Source organism: Phytoactinopolyspora limicola, from assembly GCF_011320225.1.
GTDB classification, from domain to species: Bacteria; Actinomycetota; Actinomycetes; order Jiangellales; family Jiangellaceae; genus Phytoactinopolyspora; species Phytoactinopolyspora limicola.
Genome location: NZ_JAAOEN010000002.1, coordinates 182,745 through 203,002 on the forward strand (window position 1 = coordinate 182,745; position 20,258 = coordinate 203,002).

Below are 20,258 nucleotides of genomic sequence, written 5' to 3' on the forward strand. Positions count from 1 at the left end.
CGCACGATCCACCTCCACCATGTCCAGGCACACCACTCGACGGACAGGGGCGAAGGTCCCGCACGAAGCCCGGCCATCGACCCTGTGAACGGTGCCGGCAAGTCCGTAGCGTCGTTGTCGTCAAGGCCCGTCCGGCGCCAACCGCGCCGACAACACGGGAAGGACGACCGCGCCATGACCACTACCAAACGCTGGACCGTGCAGATCTTCCTCAGTGAGCACGACGACGGCACCACCCGAGCCGAAGCTCAGCTGGACACCCACACCGGAACCAGCATTCGCGCCGTCGGCGCCGCCCATTGCAACCCGGAGGACGTCAACGTCCCGGAGATCGGCGACGAGCTGGCCACGGCCCGCGCGCTCGCCACCCTCGGTGAGACACTCCTGCGGATCGCGGCTGGAGACGTCGAAGCGTCGACACACGAACCGGTCAGCCTCAAGCGATGAGGGAACGGGCCACGGTGGCCTATCCGGCCCAGCTGGCCGGCCGGCTGGGCCGGATAGGCCAGCGCTTCGAGGTCTACGGCTCGGTCCAAGGTGTTGGCTTCCGGCCGCACGTGGTGCGGTTGGCACGAGAGCTCGGCCTGGACGGCTGGGTACACAACGCTGGGGGGTTAGTCGTGATCGAAGCCGCTGGAAACCCGGCGGCTCTCTCGACGCTGCTCCGACAGCTCACCGCCGACGCACCTCCCAACGCCGCGGTCAGCCGGGTCGACGTGTCCCACCTCGACCACGCGACGGCGACCACGCTCCAGGGGCGCGGATTCCACGTCGTGGGCAGCATCGCTCGGGCCGGACCGCACGAATTCCCACCGGATCTCGCCACGTGTGACGCGTGCCTGCGGGAGTTGTTCGACCCATCCGACCGCCGCTACCGGTACCCCTTCGTCAACTGCACGGCCTGCGGCCCGCGGGCGACGATCATCACCGAGCTGCCCTACGATCGCGACCGCACCACCATGGCTCCGTTCGAGCTCTGCGCCGAATGCACCGCGGAGTACACCGACGAGACAGACCGCCGGTTCCATGCCGAGCCCGTGGCGTGCCCCAAGTGTGGCCCGCGGCTGACGTGGGCCATCGGCGACCACGGAGACCGGGTGCTCGGTGACGCCGCGCTGATGGCCGCGGCCGCCGCGATCGACGACGGCGCGATCGTCGCCGTCAAGGGGTTGGGCGGCTATCAGCTGGTATGCGACGCCACCCAAGCAGCCACCGTGCAGGCCTTGCGAGGACGTAAAGGTCGGCCCGAGAAACCACTCGCCGTGATGGTCCGCGACGTCACCTCCGCCCGATCGATCGCCCACCTCGACACCGCCGACGAGAAGCTGCTCGTGTCCACTGCCCGGCCCATCGTGCTCGTGACATCGGCGTCAGCCACCACGCTGGCTCCTGGTGTGCACCCCGGCACCCACCAGGTCGGGGTGTTCCTGCCGTACACCCCGGTGCATCATCTACTCCTGCACGAGCTGGCCCGCCCACTCGTCGTCACCAGCGGCAACCGCAGCGACGAGCCGATCGCGATCGACGATGCCGACGCGTTGGCTCGGCTCAGCGGGCTGGCAGACGGCTTCCTGACCCACAACCGGCAGATTCGAGCCCGGTACGACGACTCGGTGACGAGAACCATCACCGGACGGCCAGCGCTGGTCCGCCGCGCACGCGGATACGCACCGTCGTCGATGCGTCTGCCACATCCGACGCCACAACCCCTGCTGGCCACCGGCGCCCAACAGAAACACACGTTCACCGTGGCCGACGGCGATCGTGCGGTACTCAGCCCCCATGTCGGCGACCTCTCGGACCACGACACGTTCGCCGCCTTCGAGGACACCCTGGCGCACCTCTCCCGGCTCGTCGCGATCCGGCCGACCGTGATTGCCCACGACCTTCATCCTGGCTACCTGTCGACGCAGTACGCCCAGAGGTGGCCGGCCCACCGTCGCATCGGCGTCCAGCATCATCACGCCCACGTCGCCTCGTGCGCCGCCGAACACGGCGTCACCGGCCCGTTCCTGGGCGTCGCCTACGACGGCCTCGGCTGGGGCGACGACGGCACGTTCTGGGGCGGGGAGCTCCTGGTGGCCGACCTCACCGGCTATCGGCGCGTGGGCCGCTTCGCCCGGGCCCCGTTGCCCGGCGGGGAGGCGGCCATCCGGCGCCCGGCCCGGATGGCGCTGGGCTATCTGTTCGGTGGGGAGAAGCTCGGCGGGGTAGCCGTCGAGCCGGGTTCGGTCCAGGCGTTCACCGACCGGCTTCCTCGACGCGAGGTCGACACGGTGCGGCGCATGGTGGAGCGCGGCGTCAACTGCCCGCCGGCGTCCAGCGCCGGACGCCTGTTCGATGCCGTCTCCAGCCTGCTCGGACTGTGCGACGACGCCACGTACGAAGGCGCGGCCGCGGTGGCCCTTGAGTCGGTGGCCGGCGATATCACCGCGGACTCGCTGCCGTGGCGGCTCAGCCGGTCCGGTGGGCTGTTGGTGTACGACCCTGGCCCCACCATCGCGGCGGTCCTCGACGGAGTCGCGAACCGAACACCACGGGCCCATCTGGCTGCCGCGTTCCACACCACCATTGTCGAGGTGACCGTCGCCATGTGCGTCGACGCCGGACACTCGACCGGCCTGCGCGCGGTCTGCCTGTCCGGCGGGGTGTTGCAGAACCGGCGGCTGGCCAGCGTGTTGCTCGACCAGCTCCGGCACCAGGGTTTCACCGTCTACCTGAATGAACACGTGCCGGCCAACGATGGCGGGGTCAGCTACGGGCAGGCGGCCATCGCCGCCGCCCGCATGGGAGGTGCATGACCTCATGTGTCTCGGCATACCAGGTCGGATCGTGGCGGTCGGCGAGGAGAACGGGCTCGCCATGGGAACCGTCGACTTCGGCGGCATCCACAAGGACGTGTGCCTGGCCTACGTGCCCGAGGTGGGTATCGGTGACTACGTCATCGTGCACGTGGGCTTCGCCATCACGCAGGTGGACGAGATGGAGGCGGCCCGCACGCTCGAGGTGCTGCGGGCCATGGAAGGCGCGGTGGAAGGCGAGCTGGGCCAGCCGCTGCCGGCACGGAGCCACCCGTGAAGTACCTCGACGAGTACCGTGACCCGGCCGTCGCCCGGACGCTGCTGCACCAGTTGACCCAGGTCGCCACCACGCCGTGGGCGCTCATGGAGGTGTGTGGTGGTCAGACACATACCCTGGTCCGCCAGGGCATCGACGAGTTGCTCCCCGCCGGTATCCGGATGATCCATGGGCCTGGCTGTCCCGTCTGCGTGACGCCGCTGGAACTGATCGACAAGGCCCTCGCCATCGCCGCCCGACCGGAGGTGACCTTCGTCAGCTTCGGTGACATGCTCCGCGTCCCCGGTACCAGCACCGACCTGCTGGCGTTGAAGGCCAGGGGCGCCGACGTCCGGGTCGTGTACTCCCCCATGGACGCCGTCCGGCTGGCCGCGGCCAGGCCAGACCGGCAGGTTGTGTTCTTCGCGGTCGGGTTCGAGACCACCGCCCCGGCGAACGCGATGGCCGTCCTTCATGCCGCGGCTCTGGAGTTGCCCAACTTCAGCATGCTGGTCAGCCACGTGCTCGTGCCACCGGCGATCACCGCCATCCTGGACGCACCCGACTGTGAGGTCCAGGGATTCCTGGCCGCCGGTCATGTCTGCGCGGTGATGGGCTGGACGGAGTACGAGCCCATCGCCGAGCGCTACCGCGTGCCGATCGTCGTGACCGGCTTCGAGCCGCTCGACCTGCTCGAGGGGATCCTGATGGCGGTCCGCCAGCTCGAAGCCGGCCGGGCCGAGGTGGAGAACCAATATGCCCGGGCCGTCTATCGCGACGGGAACACCGCCGCCCGGGACGCCATCCAACGCGTCTTCCACGTCACCGACCGCACGTGGCGCGGCATCGGCGCCATTCCCACGAGCGGGCTGGCCTTGGCCGCCGAATTCACGGACTACGACGCCGAGCGACGCTTCGGGGTCGGCGCAATTCACGCCGTCGAGCACCCAGAGTGCATCGCTGGCGCGATCCTTACTGGCTCGCGGGTGCCTACCGACTGCGCCGCCTATGGCACCCGGTGTACTCCCCGCACCCCGCTGGGTGCGCCGATGGTCTCGACCGAGGGCACCTGCGCGGCCTTCTTCAGCGCTGGGAGGACACGATGAGCATCGACGAGACGGTAGATCCGGCCCAGGCGGTGTGCCCGGTGCCACGTGCCGAGGACGAGCGGGTGCTGCTCGGGCATGGCTCCGGTGGGCAACTATCGGCGTCGCTGATCCGAGAGGTCATCGTTCCGGAGCTAGGCCGGGCGACACCACCTGGGCCGTTGGAGGACGCGGCGCTGCTGCCCATCGGGGGCGTGGAGCTGGTGATCAGCACCGACTCGTTCGTCGTCAACCCCTTGTTCTTCCCGGGCGGCGACATCGGCACGTTAGCCGTACATGGCACCATCAACGACGTCGCGATGCGCGGTGGTGCCCCAGCGGCGCTGGCGCTGGCGTTCATCATCGAGGAGGGGCTACCGCTGGACGATCTACGGCGCGTCGCCCGCTCGGTCGGCCAAGCCGCCAGCGCGGCCGGGGTGCCCGTCGTCACCGGCGACTCGAAGGTGGTCAACCGTGGAGCCGCCGACGGGATCTTCATCACGACCACCGGCATCGGCCGGCGAATGCCCGGGGCCGCGCTGTCGGCGGCGGCGCCTCGCCCGGGAGACGTCATCATGCTCTCCGGTCCCATCGGATCTCATGGCGTCACCGTCCTGAGCGCACGGGAGGGCCTGGGCTTCGACGGGGATGTGACCTCGGACAGTCAAGCGCTGCACCGGCTGGTACGGGCCATGGTGGACGCGGCGGGTCCCGCGATCCACACCCTCCGGGACCCGACCAGGGGCGGGCTGGCGTCCGCCCTGAACGAGATCGCCCAGGCCGCCGAGGTGGGCGTAGTGATCGACGATGGGTTGATCCCGGTATCTCCGGCGGTAGCGGCCGCCTGCGAGATGCTGGGTTTGGATCCACTGCACGTCGCCAACGAGGGGTGCCTGGTCGCGTTCGTCGCACCGGACGCAGCCGACGACGTCCTCGTCGCCATGCGGGCCCGCCCCGAAGGCGCCGCGGCGGTGCGGATCGGCGAGGTGGTTGCCGAACATCCCGGACGGGTCACCGCCCGCACCCTCGTCGGTGCCCGGCGGATCGTCGACATGCTGGTCGGTGAGCAACTCCCCCGCATCTGCTAACCCGTTGTGCACCTGATCTCCGTTTCGGCACCTGATCGTCTTTGTGGCGACGATCAGGTGCGCACGTTGTGGCGACGGTGGTGGTCGGCGCATGGCGACGTCGTCCGGACAGATCTCACGCCGCGGACAGAAGACGATCAGATGCGCTACCCGACCCGATAGGCCCGGACACGCATCTGATCGCCACGCGCCACCGCGCCCCAACACCGACGGCAGGGCCGGGCGGCCCCGTTCCCCGGGACTTCCGGACCTAGGCACCATTGCCACGAGCGACGAGCGTGGATGGTGAAAGGGGGTGCACCCATGGCACCCGACACCACCACGACCTCGGTGATCGACGTCTCGGCACTCGGCATCCTGGTGACTACCCTCCAGCGCCGAGGATTCACCGTGATCGGCCCCACCGTACGCGACGGCGCGATCGTCCTCGCCGAACTCACCAGCGCCGACGAGCTACCGTTCGGTACCGGCGTACGGCTGGACGGCGGCCGGTATCGGCTGCGCGCCCGGGACGACCGCGCCGCCTTCGGGCATGCGGCTGGGCCGCAGTCGTGGAAGACGTACCTGCATCCCGCACGCGAGCGGCTGTGGTCGGCGCCGCGCGACGGGTCCGCGGCGCCGGAGCCGTCCGGCACACCACGCTCGATGGTGAGCACTGGCGCGTCCACCGAACCCGAGACATACCCGGCTAGCGGGATGAGCACCGAGCAGCGGCCACGATATGCGTTCCTCGGAGTGCGGCCATGCGATCTACGCGCCATCGGCATCCTCGATCGTGTCCTAGCCGGCGGAGCCCATCCGGACGCGGCCTACCAGACCCGCCGAGACGGAATCCTCGTCATCGCCGTCGAGTGCACCGAACCGGGCGAGACCTGCTTCTGCACCTCCATGGGCGCTGGCCCCGGTGCCGACGACGGGTTCGACCTCGCACTCACCGAGCTGATCGACGACGACGGCGGGCACCACTTCACCGTACGGATCGGCACCGAAGCAGATGCGGACCTTCTCCGCGACCTACCCCATGAGTGTGCCGACGCCGCTACGCGTGAACGCTCCGCCCAGGCAGTGGCGGACGCCGCGAACAACATGGGACGCACCATGGAAACCGCGGGACTCCGCGAGCTGATGGTGCGCAACCGAAACTCCACACACTGGGACGACGTCGCCTCCCGCTGTCTGACCTGCGGCAACTGCACCATGGTGTGTCCCACCTGCTTCTGTACCACCACCGAGGACGTCACCGACCTCACCGGTGAGCACGCCGAACGGTGGCGCCGGTGGGACTCGTGCTTCGATCTGGACTTCTCCTACATCCACGGTGGCAGCGTCCGGACCTCGACGGCCAGCCGATACCGCCAGTGGGCCACCCACAAGCTGAGCACGTGGCACGACCAGTTCGGTTCGTCGGGCTGTGTCGGGTGTGGCCGGTGTATCGCCTGGTGTCCGGTGGGCATCGATCTCACCGCTGAGGTCGCCGCTCTGCGCGCGGCTGAGGAGGGCTCCCCGTGAACCATGTCGTGCCACGTCGCTACCGGGTCGTCGACAACGTCGAGGAGACCTACGACACCACCACGCTCACGCTAGAGCCCATCGATGCCGCCATCGCTGCCCCGGCACCAGGGCAGTTCACCATGCTGACGTCGTTCGGCGTCGGCGAGGTGCCGGTCTCCGTCAGCGGCGACCTGCACGAACACACATCGTTGGTGCACACACTGCGCGCGGTCGGCGCGGTGACGACGTCCTTGGCCACCGCCCGCCCCGGAAACGTGCTCGGGGTGCGCGGACCGTTCGGCACGGGATGGGATCTAGCCGCCGGAATGGGGCGAGACCTGGTGGTGATCGCCGGCGGGATCGGCCTGGCCCCGCTACGACCGGTTCTCTACGCCGCGCTGGCCGCGCCTTCGTCCTTCCGCCGGGTCATCACGCTCATCGGTGCGCGGACGCCGAGAGACCTGCTCTATGGCCGGCAGATGAGCACTCTGAGCGCACGTCCACGGTTCGATGTCTGGACCACCGTCGATCACCCGTCGCCTGACTGGTGCGGGTCCGTTGGTGTCGTCACCACGTTGTTGGAGCGCGTCCCGCTCGACCCGGAACACACGGTGGCCTATGTGTGCGGGCCGGAGGCGATGATGCGCTTCGCAGCCGAGGCGTTGCTCGACCGCGGAGTGCCCGCCAAGCAGGTGCAGGTCTCGCTGGAGCGCAACATGCGCTGCGGCGCGGGGTTGTGCGGGCATTGTCAACTCGGCCCACTGCTGCTCTGCCGCGACGGTCCGGTCAACACCTACGACCAAGTCCTGTCCTTGATGACCACCAAGGAGTTGTGACGACATGCCACGCCCGAAACTCGCCGTATGGAAGTTCACCTCGTGTGACGGGTGTCAGCTCACCCTGCTCGATTGCGAGGACGAGCTGCTGGGGCTGGCCGGGCAGGTGGAGATCGCCCACTTTCTTGAAGCGTCACGAGCCGTGTCGCCCGGCCCATATGACATCTCGCTGGTGGAAGGTTCGGTGTCTACACCCGACGAAGCGGAGCGCATCCGACATATCCGCGAGGTCTCCCGCACGCTCGTGGTGATCGGCGCCTGTGCGACATCCGGCGGCATTCAAGCGTTGCGCAACTTCGCCGACGTCGCCGAGTTCCGCTCCATCGTCTACGCCACACCTCACCACGTCCGGACATTGGCGCGGTCTACGCCGATCTCCGCTCACGTGCCCGTGGACTTCGAGCTGCGCGGCTGCCCGATCGACAAGCATCAGCTCCTGGAGGTGCGCACGGCGTTCCTGGTCGGCCGCGAACCGAACATTCCTCGGCACAGCGTGTGCTTCGAGTGCAAGGCCCGCGGCGCCACCTGTGTGATGGCCGCCGACGGTATCCCGTGCCTCGGCCCAGTGACCCAAGCCGGATGTGGGGCGATCTGTCCAGCCTTCCGGCGAGGCTGCTTCGGCTGTTTCGGACCGGTGGACAGCCCGGCGGACGCTGCTGTCAACGTCGCGGCGCTGGCTGACCGGCTGCGGGCCATGGGCATGTCCGAGGACGACATCGTGCGGGTCTTCCGGACCTTCAACGCTGCTGCTCCCGCGTTCGCCGACGCTACCGGAGGTGTTCGATGACCCACCGCAACGATCGCTCGCTCCGCGTCGGCGCGTTGAGCCGGGTCGAGGGCGAGGGAGCGATGCACGTACGCGTACGCAACGGCGAGGTGGCCGACGTGCAGCTGGAGATCTACGAGCCGCCCCGCTTCTTCGAGGCCCTGCTGCGTGGGCGTTCCTACCTGGAACCCCCGGACATCACCGCTCGCATCTGCGGCATCTGCCCCGTCGCTTACCAGATGAGCGCATGCCAAGCGATCGAGGACGCCTGCGAGGTGTCTGTCGACGAGCGGATCCAGGCCTTGCGCCGGCTGCTGTATTGCGGCGAGTGGATCGAGAGCCACGTCTTGCACATCTATCTGTTGCACGCACCAGACTTCCTCGGCTATCAGAGCGCGATCGAGATGGCGGCCGATCATCGTGATCTGGTGGAACGCGGCTTGGCGCTGAAGAAGCTCGGCAACGACATCATGGAGGTCATCGGCGGCCGCGCCATCCATCCGATTAACGTGAAGGTGGGCGGGTTCTTTCGGGCGCCCGCACCGGCCGAGCTGCGCCCCTTAGGCGAACGCCTGCTCCAGGCCCGTGATGCCGCCATCGAGACGGTCCAGTGGGTGGCCGGGTTCGACTTTCCCGACTTCCACCACGACCACGAGATGCTGGCCATGACGACACCGGGCCGCTATCCGATCGAGTCCGGGTCGCTGATCTCCACCGGCGGGTTGGCGTTCCCGGCTTCCGCCTTCGAGGATCACGTCGTCGAGGAACAGGTTCCACACTCCACCGCACTCCATGCGCACCTCGTGAACCGGGATCACTACCTTGTTGGACCGGCTGCGCGGTACACGCTGAACTCCGCGTCGCTGTCGCCGATGGCTCGGGAGGTGGCCCATGACGCTGGCCTTGGCGAGCAGGAACGCAACCCGTTCCGCGGCATCATCGTCCGCGCGGTCGAGGTCGTCTATGCCATCGACGAGGCGCTCCGCCTGATCGACGGGTACCAGCCGCCCGCGCCGGCCGCGATCGAGGTGCCGCCACACGCCGGTGTCGGCTACGGCATCACCGAGGCACCACGCGGCGTGTTATACCACCGCTACGAGCTCGACGCCGCGGGCCTGGTCACCTCGGCCAAGATCGTTCCTCCGACGTCGCAGAACCAAGCGAGCATCGAGCACGACCTCACCGAATTCGTCAGCACCCGGCTCTCCCTACCCGACGACCAGCTCCAGTGGGAATGTGAACAGGCGATCCGCAACTACGACCCATGCATCTCCTGCTCAGCCCACTTCCTCGACTTCACGGTAGAACGCTCGTGACCAGGCCCGACGGGCCCGCCGTCGTCATCATCGGCGTGGGCAACACATATCGGCACGACGATGACGCGGGCCCCGCGGCGGTCCGGATCCTGCGCCGCCGCGCCCTGCCGAACGTCACCCTGGCGATCACCGATGGCGAGCCCACACGGCTCCTGGAGCTGTGGTCCGGCGCCGATCTCGCCGTCGTGATCGACGCGGTCCACAACGATCCAGCCAGGCCGGGACGGCTGCATCGGGTCGACGTCGATCGCCCGGTCGTCGCGCCGCGCCAACGATCGAGCTCGCACGGTCTGGGCCTCGGCGAGGCGGTCGAGCTTGCGCTCGCTCTCGATCGAATGCCGCGGCGGCTGGTGCTCCTGGCCGTCGAGGGTGCTGCCTTCAGCGTCGGTCAGGGCCTCACCGCCGCGGTGTCACGCAGCCTGAACCGCGTCGTCGAGCTGGTCGTCGACGAGGTGGCCCGGTATACCCCTGCACCCGGCTAGCCGGGTGTGTCACCTGACCGCGTAGGTCAGCCGCCCGCCGCACAACCCTCAACCGGGCGGTCATGAGGAAGATCATGGGCCGAAGGTCCCACCTGCTGACCTCCATCGCCTCTGGGTTGTGTGGCTGGCTGCTCCTAGCGTCGTCACCACCTCCGCGGCCATGACCGCGGGTTGATGCCGACCAAGGAGGCGATCACCGTGGACAGCCCCACCGAGACACCGATCATGCGGGAGACCCGCAAGGCGGCTACCATCGCCTTCGCGCGCGTCTTCATCGGTGTGTTCTGGCTCTTCGAAGTCACCGTTGGCCACAACTGGAAGATCGGCGGCTTCGGCTCGGGAGTTAATCCCGGCTGGCTGGGATCCGGCGCGGGTGACGCCGTGCAGGAGAACATCGACCAGGCCGTCGACGACGGCACGTGGCACTGGGTGGCCTTGCTGTACGAGAACGTGATCGCCGAGGGGGCGACGATCTTCAGCTACGCCGTGGTGATCCTCCAGGTAGCCTTCGGGCTCTGCTTCATCCTGGGCTTCCTGGTCCGCCCGGTCGCCTTGATCGCCTTGACGATGGACCTGAGCATCCTCTTCCTGGGCAACTCCCGGATCCCGCCGTTCTTCGTCGCCGCACACCTGCTCTTGCTCTACACGGGAGCGGGACGGTTCCACGGACTCGACGGACGCATCATGGCCCGAGTCCAGTCCATGCGCGGTCGTGGAGCGAGCGCCATCCGCTGGCTGATCGACCTTCCGCTGCTGGTGTCGGCGCGGGCGCAGTCCGTGGTGATGGCGGGCGCCGCGTTGGCCGCGATCTACTTCTTCCTGCAGATGCCGATGCGGGAGACCACCCGGATGAACCTGGTCGCCATGGAGTTGGCGTTCTTGTTCGCCTTGGTCGCCGCCGGGTTCTATCTGGGCCGCCGCGCGACAGACCGGTTGTCGGTCGTCGCCGCGTTGTTGCGCGTGTTCATCGGCGTGAAGCTCCTGCACGAGATCTGGGTCCGCATCGATCCGGGCGTGAACGCACTACCCGGGTGGGCCGGGGAAGAAGCGCAGCGCGAGGTCTTCGAGACTGTGGTGGCCAACCACTGGCAGCCGTTCTCGTGGGTCGTCGACAACCTCTTCCTGCCCTCGACTGCCTTCTGGATCGTCGTCTTCGGAATCGTGCAGGTCGGCGTCGGGGTCCTGCTCGTCCTAGGCCTGTGGACCCGTGCCGCGGCCGGTGTCGGCCTCGTCTACCTCGGTGGGCTGAGCGTGCTCGGCATGACGAGATATGCGCCGTTCGTCTTCGGGCTGCTCGTCGTGGTGCTCGCCCTAGATTCGGGCCGCACGCTCAGCCTCGACGCCCAGCGGATCGGCCAACGCCCACCCCGCTACGGCTTGCCGATCCCGCGCCGAGCGATCCCGGTGCTAGCCGCCCTGGCCGCGGTGAACGCGGTCGCCGCGACGATCGCCGTCGTCGGCTCCGGTGGGATCGCCCCCGATGGCTACACCGAGTCGATGGGGCAGATGACCACCGCCATGGTGGCGATCTTCTCGGCGCTGTTCGCCCTCGCCGGTTGGCTGCAGCTCCGTGACGAGCGCGGACAGCCATCACTGATAGGCGACACCAGCGTCGGCGACCCGTCCGTGCCGGCAAGCTCCGCCACGGACGCCCCGCCGCCCCCGGGCGGCACCATGGCCCCCGCAGGTGGGCCAGCCGCCGGACCGGCACCAGGCGGGCGCTCCGAGCCCGTCGGGTGACGGGCCGAGACCGGGCTGGACCAGCAAGCCCACGATCGAGGTGGTCTTCGCCTACCGGCGGAGACCACCTCGTGGCAGGCATCCGACTCCACGCCCCGGACGGTGACCTGAGATCGGACGGAACGTGGCGCACACGCGGCGCGTCGTAGTACGAGACGGCGTAACGGGGTACAGCTCAGTCACGCATACGAAGGGAACGGACATGCCCAATAGCATCCGGCACGAGACGATGTACACGAGCTACGGACGTGTGGTCGAGGTGGGACGGCTGCGGCTGCCCGGCGTAAGCCGTCCGGTAGACCGGATCGTGGTGGACGTTCCGCGGACGAACCCCGAGTATGACGACCTATGGCTCAGCCTCAGCCCAGCCGAGGCTCGTGACCTGGCCCGCCGCCTGGTGCGGCAGGCGGCCGAGGCGGAGGCTCACATCTGAAGGGCGGGCACGGCACAGACGAGTTGGCGCCGCCGGGACGGGCGTGACGCTAGTAGCGGTTGCCCTGTGGATGCTGGACGTGCGCATCCCGGCCAGGGAAATACAGGGCGAGTTTGCCGGTATCGATCCACCTGACGATGTACGGCGGCGTGCCGCCTCTGCCCTGGACCTCGACTACCTCGCCTTCCCGTCCACGCTGACCTTGCTGACCAGCCCCGACCACGATGTGGTCACCGATGTTCGCCTGCACGACGTCCACCTCCTCGACATGGGTGCCTATACCCAGAATCTGTCCCCCCGACCCAGCCAACCAGGGCCGAAGGCAATCGCGCGAGGGACTTCCGGCACTACGTCCGTGAATTCTTCGCGAGCACAGTGGGTGTAGCTGGATGCGGCGGTACCCGCCACGTCCACTCGACAGGGCATCCGGGGAGGCCGCATGCTCGCGATCTTGGAGGGGCCATCATGACAACCCAGCACCAGGACCCGGTGGCACGGGACCGTGCCGACCATGACGAATCTCCTGGCCAACGCGCACGCCAGGTCGCCGTCGGCGTCGACGGGACGTCTGGTAGCCAGCTAGCGCTGCGGTGGGCGGTCGAAGCGGCCCGGCTTCGAGAGGCACCGCTGAACGTCATCCTGGTCGCTGACCCGGCCCCGGCGACGCACTACTACCCGTACAAACCTCCGTACTCGTCCGAGACCTTCATGATCCAGGGTGCGGCACCGGCGCACCGAACGTCAGAGGCGTTCGAGCACGCCATGTCGTACGCGCGGGACCGCCTTCCGACCGAGAGTGTCGTCGGGACGCACACCCCTGGCCGGGCGTCGGCGGTGCTGCTGGACGCTACCCGTGAAGCGGAGCTCATGGTGCTGGGCTCGCGGGGACGGTCGCCGGTGACCGCTGCCCTGCTCGGCTCGGTCAGCACAACCGTCTCCAGCCATGCTTCGTGCCCTGTCGTCGTCACGCGCACCGGCGATCCGGTCGTGGACGGCCACCGGCGCGTGGTGGCCGCCGTCGATGGCTCCGCCGACTCTCACCGGGCCCTGAGTTTCGCGTTCGCCGAGGCCGCCCTGCGCAAGCTGCCGGTCACCGTCGTCTGCTGCTGGTCTGGCATGGACGAGGAGCACGGGAGGCGGGAGACGTTGTTCACCCAGCATCTGCCGGAAACGGCGGCCGAGCTGGCCAGCTGCCGGGAGCGCTACCCCGACGTCGACGCCACCACTGTCCTGCTGGGTGGTGATCCCGCCATCCGCCTCGTCGACGAAAGCCTCGGCGCCGAGCTCGTCGTGGTCGGCACCAGAGGACGCGGACGGATGCGTGGACTGCTGCTCGGCTCGGTCAGCCAGCACCTGTTGCGGCACGCACACTGCCCGGTCGCGGTGGCTCATCGCCGCCGGCCGTGACACACCCTCGCACAGCCCCACCGTCACCCGTCCGCCAATACGTGATAATTCTGCTCCTCCGACGCGTTGTGCAGGCGGACGATCGAGTGCAACGCGAGCAGGGCATGCCGTAGGTCTCGGAGGGTCTCCGGAGAACCCCCTGCCTTCGTCTCGGCGACCAACAGCTCGATCTGGCGGACGAGGTCGACGATCTCCGCGTGTTGCTGGCTCATCGGAGCTGTCGCGTCGGTGCCACCCAGTGCCTTGCCAACGTGCGGGTACAGCAACTCCTCGTCGACCTGCTCGTGGGGGAGCAACTCGCCGGTCAGAAACGCGATCAGCTCGTCGAGTCGACTGTGCAGCTCTGGCGGGTCGAGGTCAGCGAGATCCTCGGCCAGTTGCGGCAATGCAGCGATCCGCGGCCGGATTCGCCGGTGTGTCTCGTCGAGCTGGCGCACCAGGTCAGCCACGTCGCCCCGGAGCTGAGGTGTCCGCGAACGGCCCGGCCCCAATGCCCGCAGAGCGTTGAGGATCACGACGACGTCGATGGCCTCCTGGACGAGTGCCCCGACAACCGGCGTCAACACACCGGCTGCCGCCGCCCCCATCGCGATCACGGACAGTCCGATGCCGACGACTGCGCTCTGTCGGGCGATGGCCCGGGTGCGCCTGGCGATCGCCACCGCCTCCGCCAGCCGGCTTAGCCGGTCGACAGTGATCACGACGTCGGCCGCCTCCGACGACGCGGAAGCACCACGCGCACCGAGTGCCACCCCGACGTCGGCAGCCGCCAGCGCAGGAGCGTCGTTGATGCCGTCCCCCACCATCAGCGTCTTGGCCTGAGCGGTCTCCGCCCGCACGGCGTCGACCTTCCCGGCCGGTGTCTGCTCAGCGTGGACCGCGTCGGCGCCGACCCGGGCGGCCACCCGCGCCGCGGCGTCGGCCCGGTCCCCGGTGATCATGACGGTCCGCTCGATCCCCGCACGGCGGAGCAACCGCATAGTACGGGCGGCGTCGTCGCGGATCCGATCCCTCAGCAGCAACACCCCCGCGCATCTGCCGTCGACGCCGACGAACACGGTGATCATGCCGTTGGTCGCTGCCCGTCGGCGAGCCGCCTCAGCCCACGCCGGCACTGGGGCACCAACGAGGGCCGCCTTCCCGACGGCGACGGCGTGGCCGTCCACCTCACCGCGGACGCCCTGACCGAGTACCTCCACCACATCCGACGGCGCGCTGAGCGCCATCCCCGCCGAGGTACCGGCCTCGACGATCGCTCCCGCCAGCACGTGCGACGAGGCTTGGTCGAGGCTGGCCGCCAGCCGCACGACGTGATCCGCCGGAACATTGGGTGCGGTGACGGTATCGGCGACGACGGGGCGCCCCTGGGTGACCGTGCCGGTCTTGTCGAACAGCAGGACCCGCGCCTGGGCCAGCCGGTCCAACGCAGCCCCACCTTTCACCACGACACCCCGGCGAGCGCACCGCGACATACCCGAGACGAACGCGATCGGCACCGCCAGAATCAGCGGGCAAGGTGTCGCCACCACCAGAACCGCGACCGCGCGGACCGGATCCCCGGACCACAGCCACGCCAGGCCGGCCAGCACGAGTGTGGCGGGCAACAGGAACGCCGCGTAGCGATCAGCCATCCGGACGAACGGAGCACTTCCCGCGGCGGCTTCGCGAGCGAGCCGGACCAGCCCGGTATAGGTGCTGTCGTCCGCCGTCGCCGTGCACACCAGGTACGCCGGGGAGCCCACGTTCACCGTCCCACTACGCACCTCACCGCCCGGCTCGATCTCCACCGGCAACGGCTCACCGGTGATCATGGACTCGTCGATCGTCGCCGGCTCCTTGACGGTCGTCCCGTCGACGGGAACGGCTTCGCCGGGACGGACGATCAATTGGTCGCCGACTCGGACCTCGCTGGCCTCGATCGTCTCGTAGGTCTCAGCGTCCGAACCGGTGAGCCGCCGATGTGCGTAGCGCGGCGCTATGGACATCAGGGCGGACAGATCGCGCTCGGCCCGCTGGGTGGCCCGTTCCTCCAACGCCCGACCTCCGCTGAACATCACCGCGATCACGGCGCCAGCCAGGTGCTCACCGACGGCGAGGGTGGAGATCAGCGCAAGAACCGCGATGGTGTCGGCGCCGAACTGCCGCTGACGCAACGCGCCGGCGACCCACCAGACAGCCGGTAGCAGAACAACGACGATGGTTACCGACCACACCGCGGTGGCTAGCCCACCAGCACCGACGAACGTGGCGACACCACCAGCGGCGAGCCCGGTCACCGCGGCGGTCGTCAACGCCACCGTCGGCGCCGAAATACCTCTTGTTGTCCGCGACCGACGAGCTCTCTCCACTGTTTCTTGCACCGTCACCTCCAGGAGCGCAGCGTCGCCCTTCGTATCCAGCAGACCACACGCCCAGCCTGGACACCTACCGACGGACGAGCCGGACTCGGGGCCGAAAGTCCCGCGGCCGGCCGACCGGCGCCTCTAGGAGCCGCCCCACCGGATCGAGTGAAATCGAGCTATGAGGCACGGAGGGAGACGGATTATGTACCCGGCTCAGACAGCACCAGCGACACCCACCCGTCAGGTCGTCGTCATTGGGGTGGGCAATCAGCTGCGGCACGACGACGGTGTCGGGCCGACCGTCATCCGCATGCTCCAGCGCCGGTCTCTTCCACACGTGACGTTGGCCATCGCCGACGACGAACCTGATCAGCTGGTGGAGTTGTGGTCTGGTGGTGACCCCGTCATCGTCATCGCCGCCGTCCAGAACGGATCGTCCTGCCCGGGTACATTGCGCCAGATCATCGTCGACCGGCCCGCAGCCGAGGACGACGCCTGGTCGAGCACACCTGGCCTTGGGACGAATCCAGTGGTCGAACAGGCTCTTGCCCGTGGACCGATGCCCCGTCGCCTGGTGGTCTTCGCGGTCGACGGGGCCGACTTCAGCGCCGGGCCGGGCCTCACCGCAGCGGTGGCGGCGGCCGTGGACCGGTTGCTGCGGTGTGTCCTCAGCGAGATCGAACGCGCCGGGAGTCACCCGCCGTCGCCATTGGGGACGAGCCGGTAGCCGGCCACCATGTCCGGCACGATCCGGATGACCTGATCCATGTGTTGGGTGATCCACGGCCGTAGGCGTTGCTCGTACCGGGCGACGTCTGCGCCGTCCTCGACCGGCCGAGCCAACCCGGTAACCACGACGCTCCACCCGAGGTGGCTGTCGGGGTCGATGTCATCGGCCTCGTATGCGACGACCACTCCCGTCTGCGAAGAGCCCAACATCGAGGTGATCGCGGAACCCAGATGTGTCCGGATCACGACGTCGCCACCGTCGATCAGATGGTTCACTGGGCGGATGGCCGGCAACGCGTCGATCGTGAAGACGACCCGGCCCAGGGCCGACTGGGACAGCAGCTGAAGAGCCTCGGCGCGGCCTAGAGGAACCAGCCGACGCTGCTCGTTCTGAAGCGAGGTCATGGTAGGAAGATCAACCATCGGACGGCTCCCCACTGTGGCACGGTCAAATCCATGTCCTCCCTCGCTGCGGGCCATACACCTAGTGCCCTAGCTTCCCCGCTTCGGACACCCTGAACCAGGGCCGAAAGTCCCGACGTACCGCGGGCGTCCCGACGCCGGGGTGCTCAGGGCGGATCGCAGGATCCAAGGGACTCGGCGCGCTGCGACCGTGAGCACGTCACGTGCGAGCGGCTGGCCGAGGCAGCCAGCGCAGCCGGTGGTCAGCGGTGAAGAGCCGACGGACCACTCCTAGGGCCACGACCGCGGTGGTCGTCGCGACCGCACCGAGGATCAGGAACATCACGACCGCCTGAACCAACACCGCCTGGGCCGGCGGGACACCAGCCAGGATCAGGCCGGTCATCGCGCCCGGAAGGAACACCAGCCCCGTGGCCTTGGTGGTCTCGATCTGCGGCGAGATCGCCGAACGCAGTGCCGTCCGCACGTACGGCATCGACGCCACCTTGGACGACTGTCCGAGCGCCAGCCGCGCCTCGACCTCGTCCCGTTTGTCCCGCAGCTCTTCCACCAGACGACGGGCGACGAGCACAGTGGCGGTCATCGAGTTGCCCACCATCATCCCGGCGATCGGCACCAATGTGCGCCCCTCCAAAGGAAACACCGACAACCCGAACAACACACCCAGCGTGACGAGCGCAGCGGTGCCGAACGCGGCGATCGAGATCCACATGATGCCCGGCACCTCGGGGGCACGCCGACGAGCCACGTCCCCGGCGTAGGCCACCATGGCCAGTACCCACGCAGCCGACCACCACAGGCTCCGGCCCGGTTCGATCACCAGCGCCAGCCCGGCCCCGACCAGGAGGAGCTGCACTAGAGCGCGCGCAGCGGCCCACACCACCTGTCGCTCCAGGCCGAGCCGCTGCCAGAGCGAGATCACCGCGGCTACCCCGATCAGCGACAACGACGTCGCCAGTCCAGCGATACTCACCTCGCCATCCATGGTCACACCACCTCTCCGGTCGCCTCACCGGGCCGGACCGAGTCGATCCCCGCGCATCGGCCGTCTTCGACCCGTACGACGACGTCAGCGACCCGCTGGAGCTGGTGGAGATCATGGCTGACCCACACCACCGTCAATCCGTCCCGGACCAGCTCTCGCACCGTCTGCTCGAAGGCGGTGGCCGCAGCCTCGTCCAGCGCGGAGGTCGCCTCGTCCAGCAGGAGGACGTCCGGCTCGGTCACGAGCGTGCGCGCCACGCACATGCGCTGCGCCTCACCGCCGGACAGCGCCGTCGCGTCGCGTTCCAGCCAGTCACCTTCGAGAGCGGCCCGCCGCAACGCCCGTTCGAAATCCTCCTGCCCGGCGTCCGGGGCCGCGATGCGCAAGTTGTCCGCGACCGTTCCTGGGAACGGCGTCGGCCGCTGGAAGACCATGCCGACCTGGCGACGCAGCCGCAACGGATCCAGGTCGGCGACGTCGTCGCCCCGGAACGACACCCGTCCCGACGTCGGCACCTCGAGCCGGTTGCACAGGCGCAGCACCGTGCTCTTCCCCGCACCTGACGGGCCGGACACGCCGGTCACTCCGCGGGCGGGGAACCGAGCGGTGAATCCGTCGAGCGCCCGGACGCCTTCGCGCTCGACGACGACGTCGTGGAAGGCGAAGCCAGCGGTCAAGGTGTCCGTCATACCCTCATCGTCGCCGTTGGCTGGTGCGCCGCCGGCCGAGGGGTATCATCCGGCGGGCCCGCTGGCGGCCTGGCGCCGCACGACCGTCGCCGTATACACACACGCCGCCGTCGCGGTCAGCGCCAGCAGGATCAGCCCCCAGGTGTAAGAATCGGTGGCGCTGTAGAACGCGCCCATCACCAAGGGCGGGAAGAACCCACCAAGTCCGCCGGCAGCACCCACCACACCGGTGACCGATCCCACCCGTTCCGTTGGCACCAACCTGGCAACCAACGCGAACACCGCGCCGGCGCCCGCACCCAACGCGGCCGCCAGGCCGAGGAACGCCACCGTTCCCACCGGGACCAGCGCGAACTCGAACGATGCCAGCGCGGCCAGCGCCGCCGCCGCCCCGAACACCCAGACCAGGACCGTCACCGGACCTAACCGATCGGATAACCAGCCACCAAGTGGTCGGGCCACGACCGCCAGCAGGACGAACCCCGCCGTCCGGTAGGACGCGTCGGACTGCGAGAGCTCGAACGCGTTTCTCAGATACGTGGGCAAGTAGACGCTGAACGCGACGAAGCCGCCGAACGAGACGGCGTAGAGCAACGCCAGCGGCACTGTGGCTGGGAGTGTGAACGTGCTGGCCGTGCGCGAGAGCAGACTTCCCGCCGCCACGGTGCGGTCCGGCCGGTCCCGTAGCAGCAGCCATCCGACCACGGCGTAGATCGCCAGGACGATGGCGACGAGGGTGAACGGGAACGACGGGCCTACGTTGTCGGCCAGCGGCACGGTGGTGAACGCCGCGATGGCGGTGCCACCCATGCCGGCACCAAAGACCCCTAGAGCAGCGCCCCGGATCCGGGGCGGATACCACGAGTTGACGAACGGGATGCCGATGGCGAACGTGGTACCGCCGAGGCCGAGGAAGAACCCGCCGATCAGCAGCTGCGCGTAGGTGTCTGCCAGGTGCCCCAGGTAGAGGACCGGCAGAATGGTCAGCAGGCTCATCGTCGGGAACATGACACGTGCGCCGAGCCGGTCGGTCAAGGCACCGACGGGGATACGCCCCAGGGAGCCAACGATCACCGGCACCGCAACCACGATGGCCTGCTCGTTGACGGTGAGGTCGAGCCGGTCCCGCAAGGATGGCCCGAGCGGCCCCAGCAGTGCCCACGCCCAGAACGTCACGACGAATCCGAGCGTGGCCAGCGCGAGCATCAGCGTGTTTCCCTCTGGCGCGACCCGTTTCGACGCACTGGGTGGTGTCGGTTGCGTGCTCACCATCTCTCCCGTCGTCGTCACGAAACCGTTCGGCGATCCTGACGGTAGAGCGACCTGGCGCTGGCTTACTAGGGCCCTTCGACTCTGGTGTAGACAGGGGGCCCATCCGGCAGGGTGGAG

The 20,258-nt window shown here is 68.7% G+C and carries 20 protein-coding genes; 14 read left to right on the top strand and 6 right to left on the bottom strand.

The window, feature by feature from the left end; genetic code table 11:
• Positions 1 to 174 precede the first annotated feature (174 nt).
• The 12 genes from G8760_RS06480 (at position 175) to G8760_RS06535 (ending at position 12,294) form a co-directional block, all read left to right on the top strand.
• Entirely contained in the window at positions 175 to 447 is a 273-nt protein-coding gene (locus G8760_RS06480) for a DUF1876 domain-containing protein (RefSeq protein ID WP_166348608.1), read from the top strand.
• Positions 444 to 2,801, top strand: a complete 2,358-nt coding sequence (gene hypF / locus G8760_RS06485) for a carbamoyltransferase HypF (RefSeq protein WP_166348611.1) — start codon at positions 444 to 446, stop codon at positions 2,799 to 2,801. The genes G8760_RS06480 and hypF overlap by 4 nt, the downstream gene beginning before the upstream one ends.
• 4 nt (positions 2,802 to 2,805) lie before the next feature.
• The gene (locus G8760_RS06490) at positions 2,806 to 3,078 is read left to right on the top strand and encodes a HypC/HybG/HupF family hydrogenase formation chaperone (protein WP_166348614.1); all 273 of its coding nucleotides are present in this window, start codon (positions 2,806 to 2,808) and stop codon (positions 3,076 to 3,078) included.
• On the top strand, positions 3,075 to 4,163 hold the full coding sequence (hypD, locus tag G8760_RS06495) for a hydrogenase formation protein HypD (RefSeq protein ID WP_166348617.1): 1,089 nt from the start codon (positions 3,075 to 3,077) through the stop codon (positions 4,161 to 4,163). Before G8760_RS06490 ends, hypD begins: the two co-directional genes overlap by 4 nt.
• Entirely contained in the window at positions 4,160 to 5,230 is a 1,071-nt protein-coding gene (hypE, locus tag G8760_RS06500) for a hydrogenase expression/formation protein HypE (protein ID WP_166348620.1), read from the top strand. Before hypD ends, hypE begins: the two co-directional genes overlap by 4 nt.
• A 303-nt stretch (positions 5,231 to 5,533) precedes the next feature.
• Complete coding sequence (locus G8760_RS06505) at positions 5,534 to 6,739, top strand: 4Fe-4S dicluster domain-containing protein (protein WP_207782086.1); 1,206 nt, start codon at positions 5,534 to 5,536, stop codon at positions 6,737 to 6,739.
• On the top strand, positions 6,736 to 7,557 hold the full coding sequence (locus G8760_RS06510; protein ID WP_207782087.1) for an FAD/NAD(P)-binding protein: 822 nt from the start codon (positions 6,736 to 6,738) through the stop codon (positions 7,555 to 7,557). Before G8760_RS06505 ends, G8760_RS06510 begins: the two co-directional genes overlap by 4 nt.
• Positions 7,558 to 7,561: 4 nt before the next feature.
• Positions 7,562 to 8,344, top strand: a complete 783-nt coding sequence (locus G8760_RS06515; RefSeq protein ID WP_166348626.1) for an NADH-quinone oxidoreductase subunit B family protein — start codon at positions 7,562 to 7,564, stop codon at positions 8,342 to 8,344.
• Entirely contained in the window at positions 8,341 to 9,639 is a 1,299-nt protein-coding gene (locus G8760_RS06520; RefSeq protein WP_166348629.1) for a Ni/Fe hydrogenase subunit alpha, read from the top strand. Before G8760_RS06515 ends, G8760_RS06520 begins: the two co-directional genes overlap by 4 nt.
• Positions 9,636 to 10,121: a hydrogenase maturation protease gene (locus G8760_RS06525; RefSeq protein WP_207782088.1), complete on the top strand. Its 486-nt coding sequence runs from the start codon at positions 9,636 to 9,638 to the stop codon at positions 10,119 to 10,121. Before G8760_RS06520 ends, G8760_RS06525 begins: the two co-directional genes overlap by 4 nt.
• Before the next feature lie 174 nt (positions 10,122 to 10,295).
• Positions 10,296 to 11,861, top strand: a complete 1,566-nt coding sequence (locus G8760_RS06530) for a DoxX family membrane protein (protein WP_166348634.1) — start codon at positions 10,296 to 10,298, stop codon at positions 11,859 to 11,861.
• 202 nt (positions 11,862 to 12,063) lie between these two features.
• Positions 12,064 to 12,294, top strand: a complete 231-nt coding sequence (locus G8760_RS06535) for a hypothetical protein (protein WP_207782089.1) — start codon at positions 12,064 to 12,066, stop codon at positions 12,292 to 12,294.
• 49 nt (positions 12,295 to 12,343) lie between these two features.
• Here G8760_RS06535 and G8760_RS06540 read toward each other — a convergent pair whose 3' ends face one another.
• A complete protein-coding gene (locus G8760_RS06540) occupies positions 12,344 to 12,544 on the bottom strand; it encodes a DUF1918 domain-containing protein (protein ID WP_166348637.1) in 201 nt (66 codons plus the stop codon).
• Positions 12,545 to 12,759: 215 nt separating this feature from the next.
• On the opposite strand from G8760_RS06540, the gene G8760_RS06545 reads away from it, so the two are divergent.
• Entirely contained in the window at positions 12,760 to 13,701 is a 942-nt protein-coding gene (locus G8760_RS06545) for a universal stress protein (RefSeq protein ID WP_166348640.1), read from the top strand.
• A gap of 23 nt (positions 13,702 to 13,724) precedes the next feature.
• Here the strand turns inward: G8760_RS06545 and G8760_RS06550 are convergent, their stop codons facing one another.
• Positions 13,725 to 15,998 (bottom strand): heavy metal translocating P-type ATPase, encoded by a 2,274-nt coding sequence (locus G8760_RS06550; protein ID WP_207782090.1) that lies wholly within the window; start codon positions 15,996 to 15,998, stop codon positions 13,725 to 13,727.
• Between the two features lie 247 nt (positions 15,999 to 16,245).
• Between G8760_RS06550 and G8760_RS06555 the strand changes: the two genes are divergently transcribed.
• Positions 16,246 to 16,770 carry a hydrogenase maturation protease gene (locus G8760_RS06555; RefSeq protein ID WP_166348643.1) on the top strand — a complete coding sequence of 175 codons (525 nt, stop codon included), beginning with the start codon at positions 16,246 to 16,248 and terminating at the stop codon, positions 16,768 to 16,770.
• Here G8760_RS06555 and G8760_RS06560 read toward each other — a convergent pair.
• The 4 genes from G8760_RS06560 to G8760_RS06575 all read right to left on the bottom strand — a co-directional run bounded on the left by G8760_RS06560 (position 16,737) and on the right by G8760_RS06575 (position 20,141).
• On the bottom strand, positions 16,737 to 17,177 hold the full coding sequence (locus tag G8760_RS06560; RefSeq protein ID WP_166348646.1) for a pyridoxamine 5'-phosphate oxidase family protein: 441 nt from the start codon (positions 17,175 to 17,177) through the stop codon (positions 16,737 to 16,739). The genes G8760_RS06555 and G8760_RS06560 overlap by 34 nt on opposite strands.
• A 217-nt stretch (positions 17,178 to 17,394) precedes the next feature.
• Positions 17,395 to 18,180, bottom strand: a complete 786-nt coding sequence (locus tag G8760_RS06565; RefSeq protein WP_166348649.1) for an ABC transporter permease — start codon at positions 18,178 to 18,180, stop codon at positions 17,395 to 17,397.
• Positions 18,181 to 18,182: 2 nt separating this feature from the next.
• Positions 18,183 to 18,869, bottom strand: coding sequence for an ABC transporter ATP-binding protein (locus G8760_RS06570; RefSeq protein WP_166348652.1), 687 nt, complete (start codon positions 18,867 to 18,869; stop codon positions 18,183 to 18,185).
• A gap of 45 nt (positions 18,870 to 18,914) precedes the next feature.
• Complete coding sequence (locus G8760_RS06575; protein ID WP_166349957.1) at positions 18,915 to 20,141, bottom strand: MFS transporter; 1,227 nt, start codon at positions 20,139 to 20,141, stop codon at positions 18,915 to 18,917.
• Positions 20,142 to 20,258 lie beyond the last annotated feature (117 nt).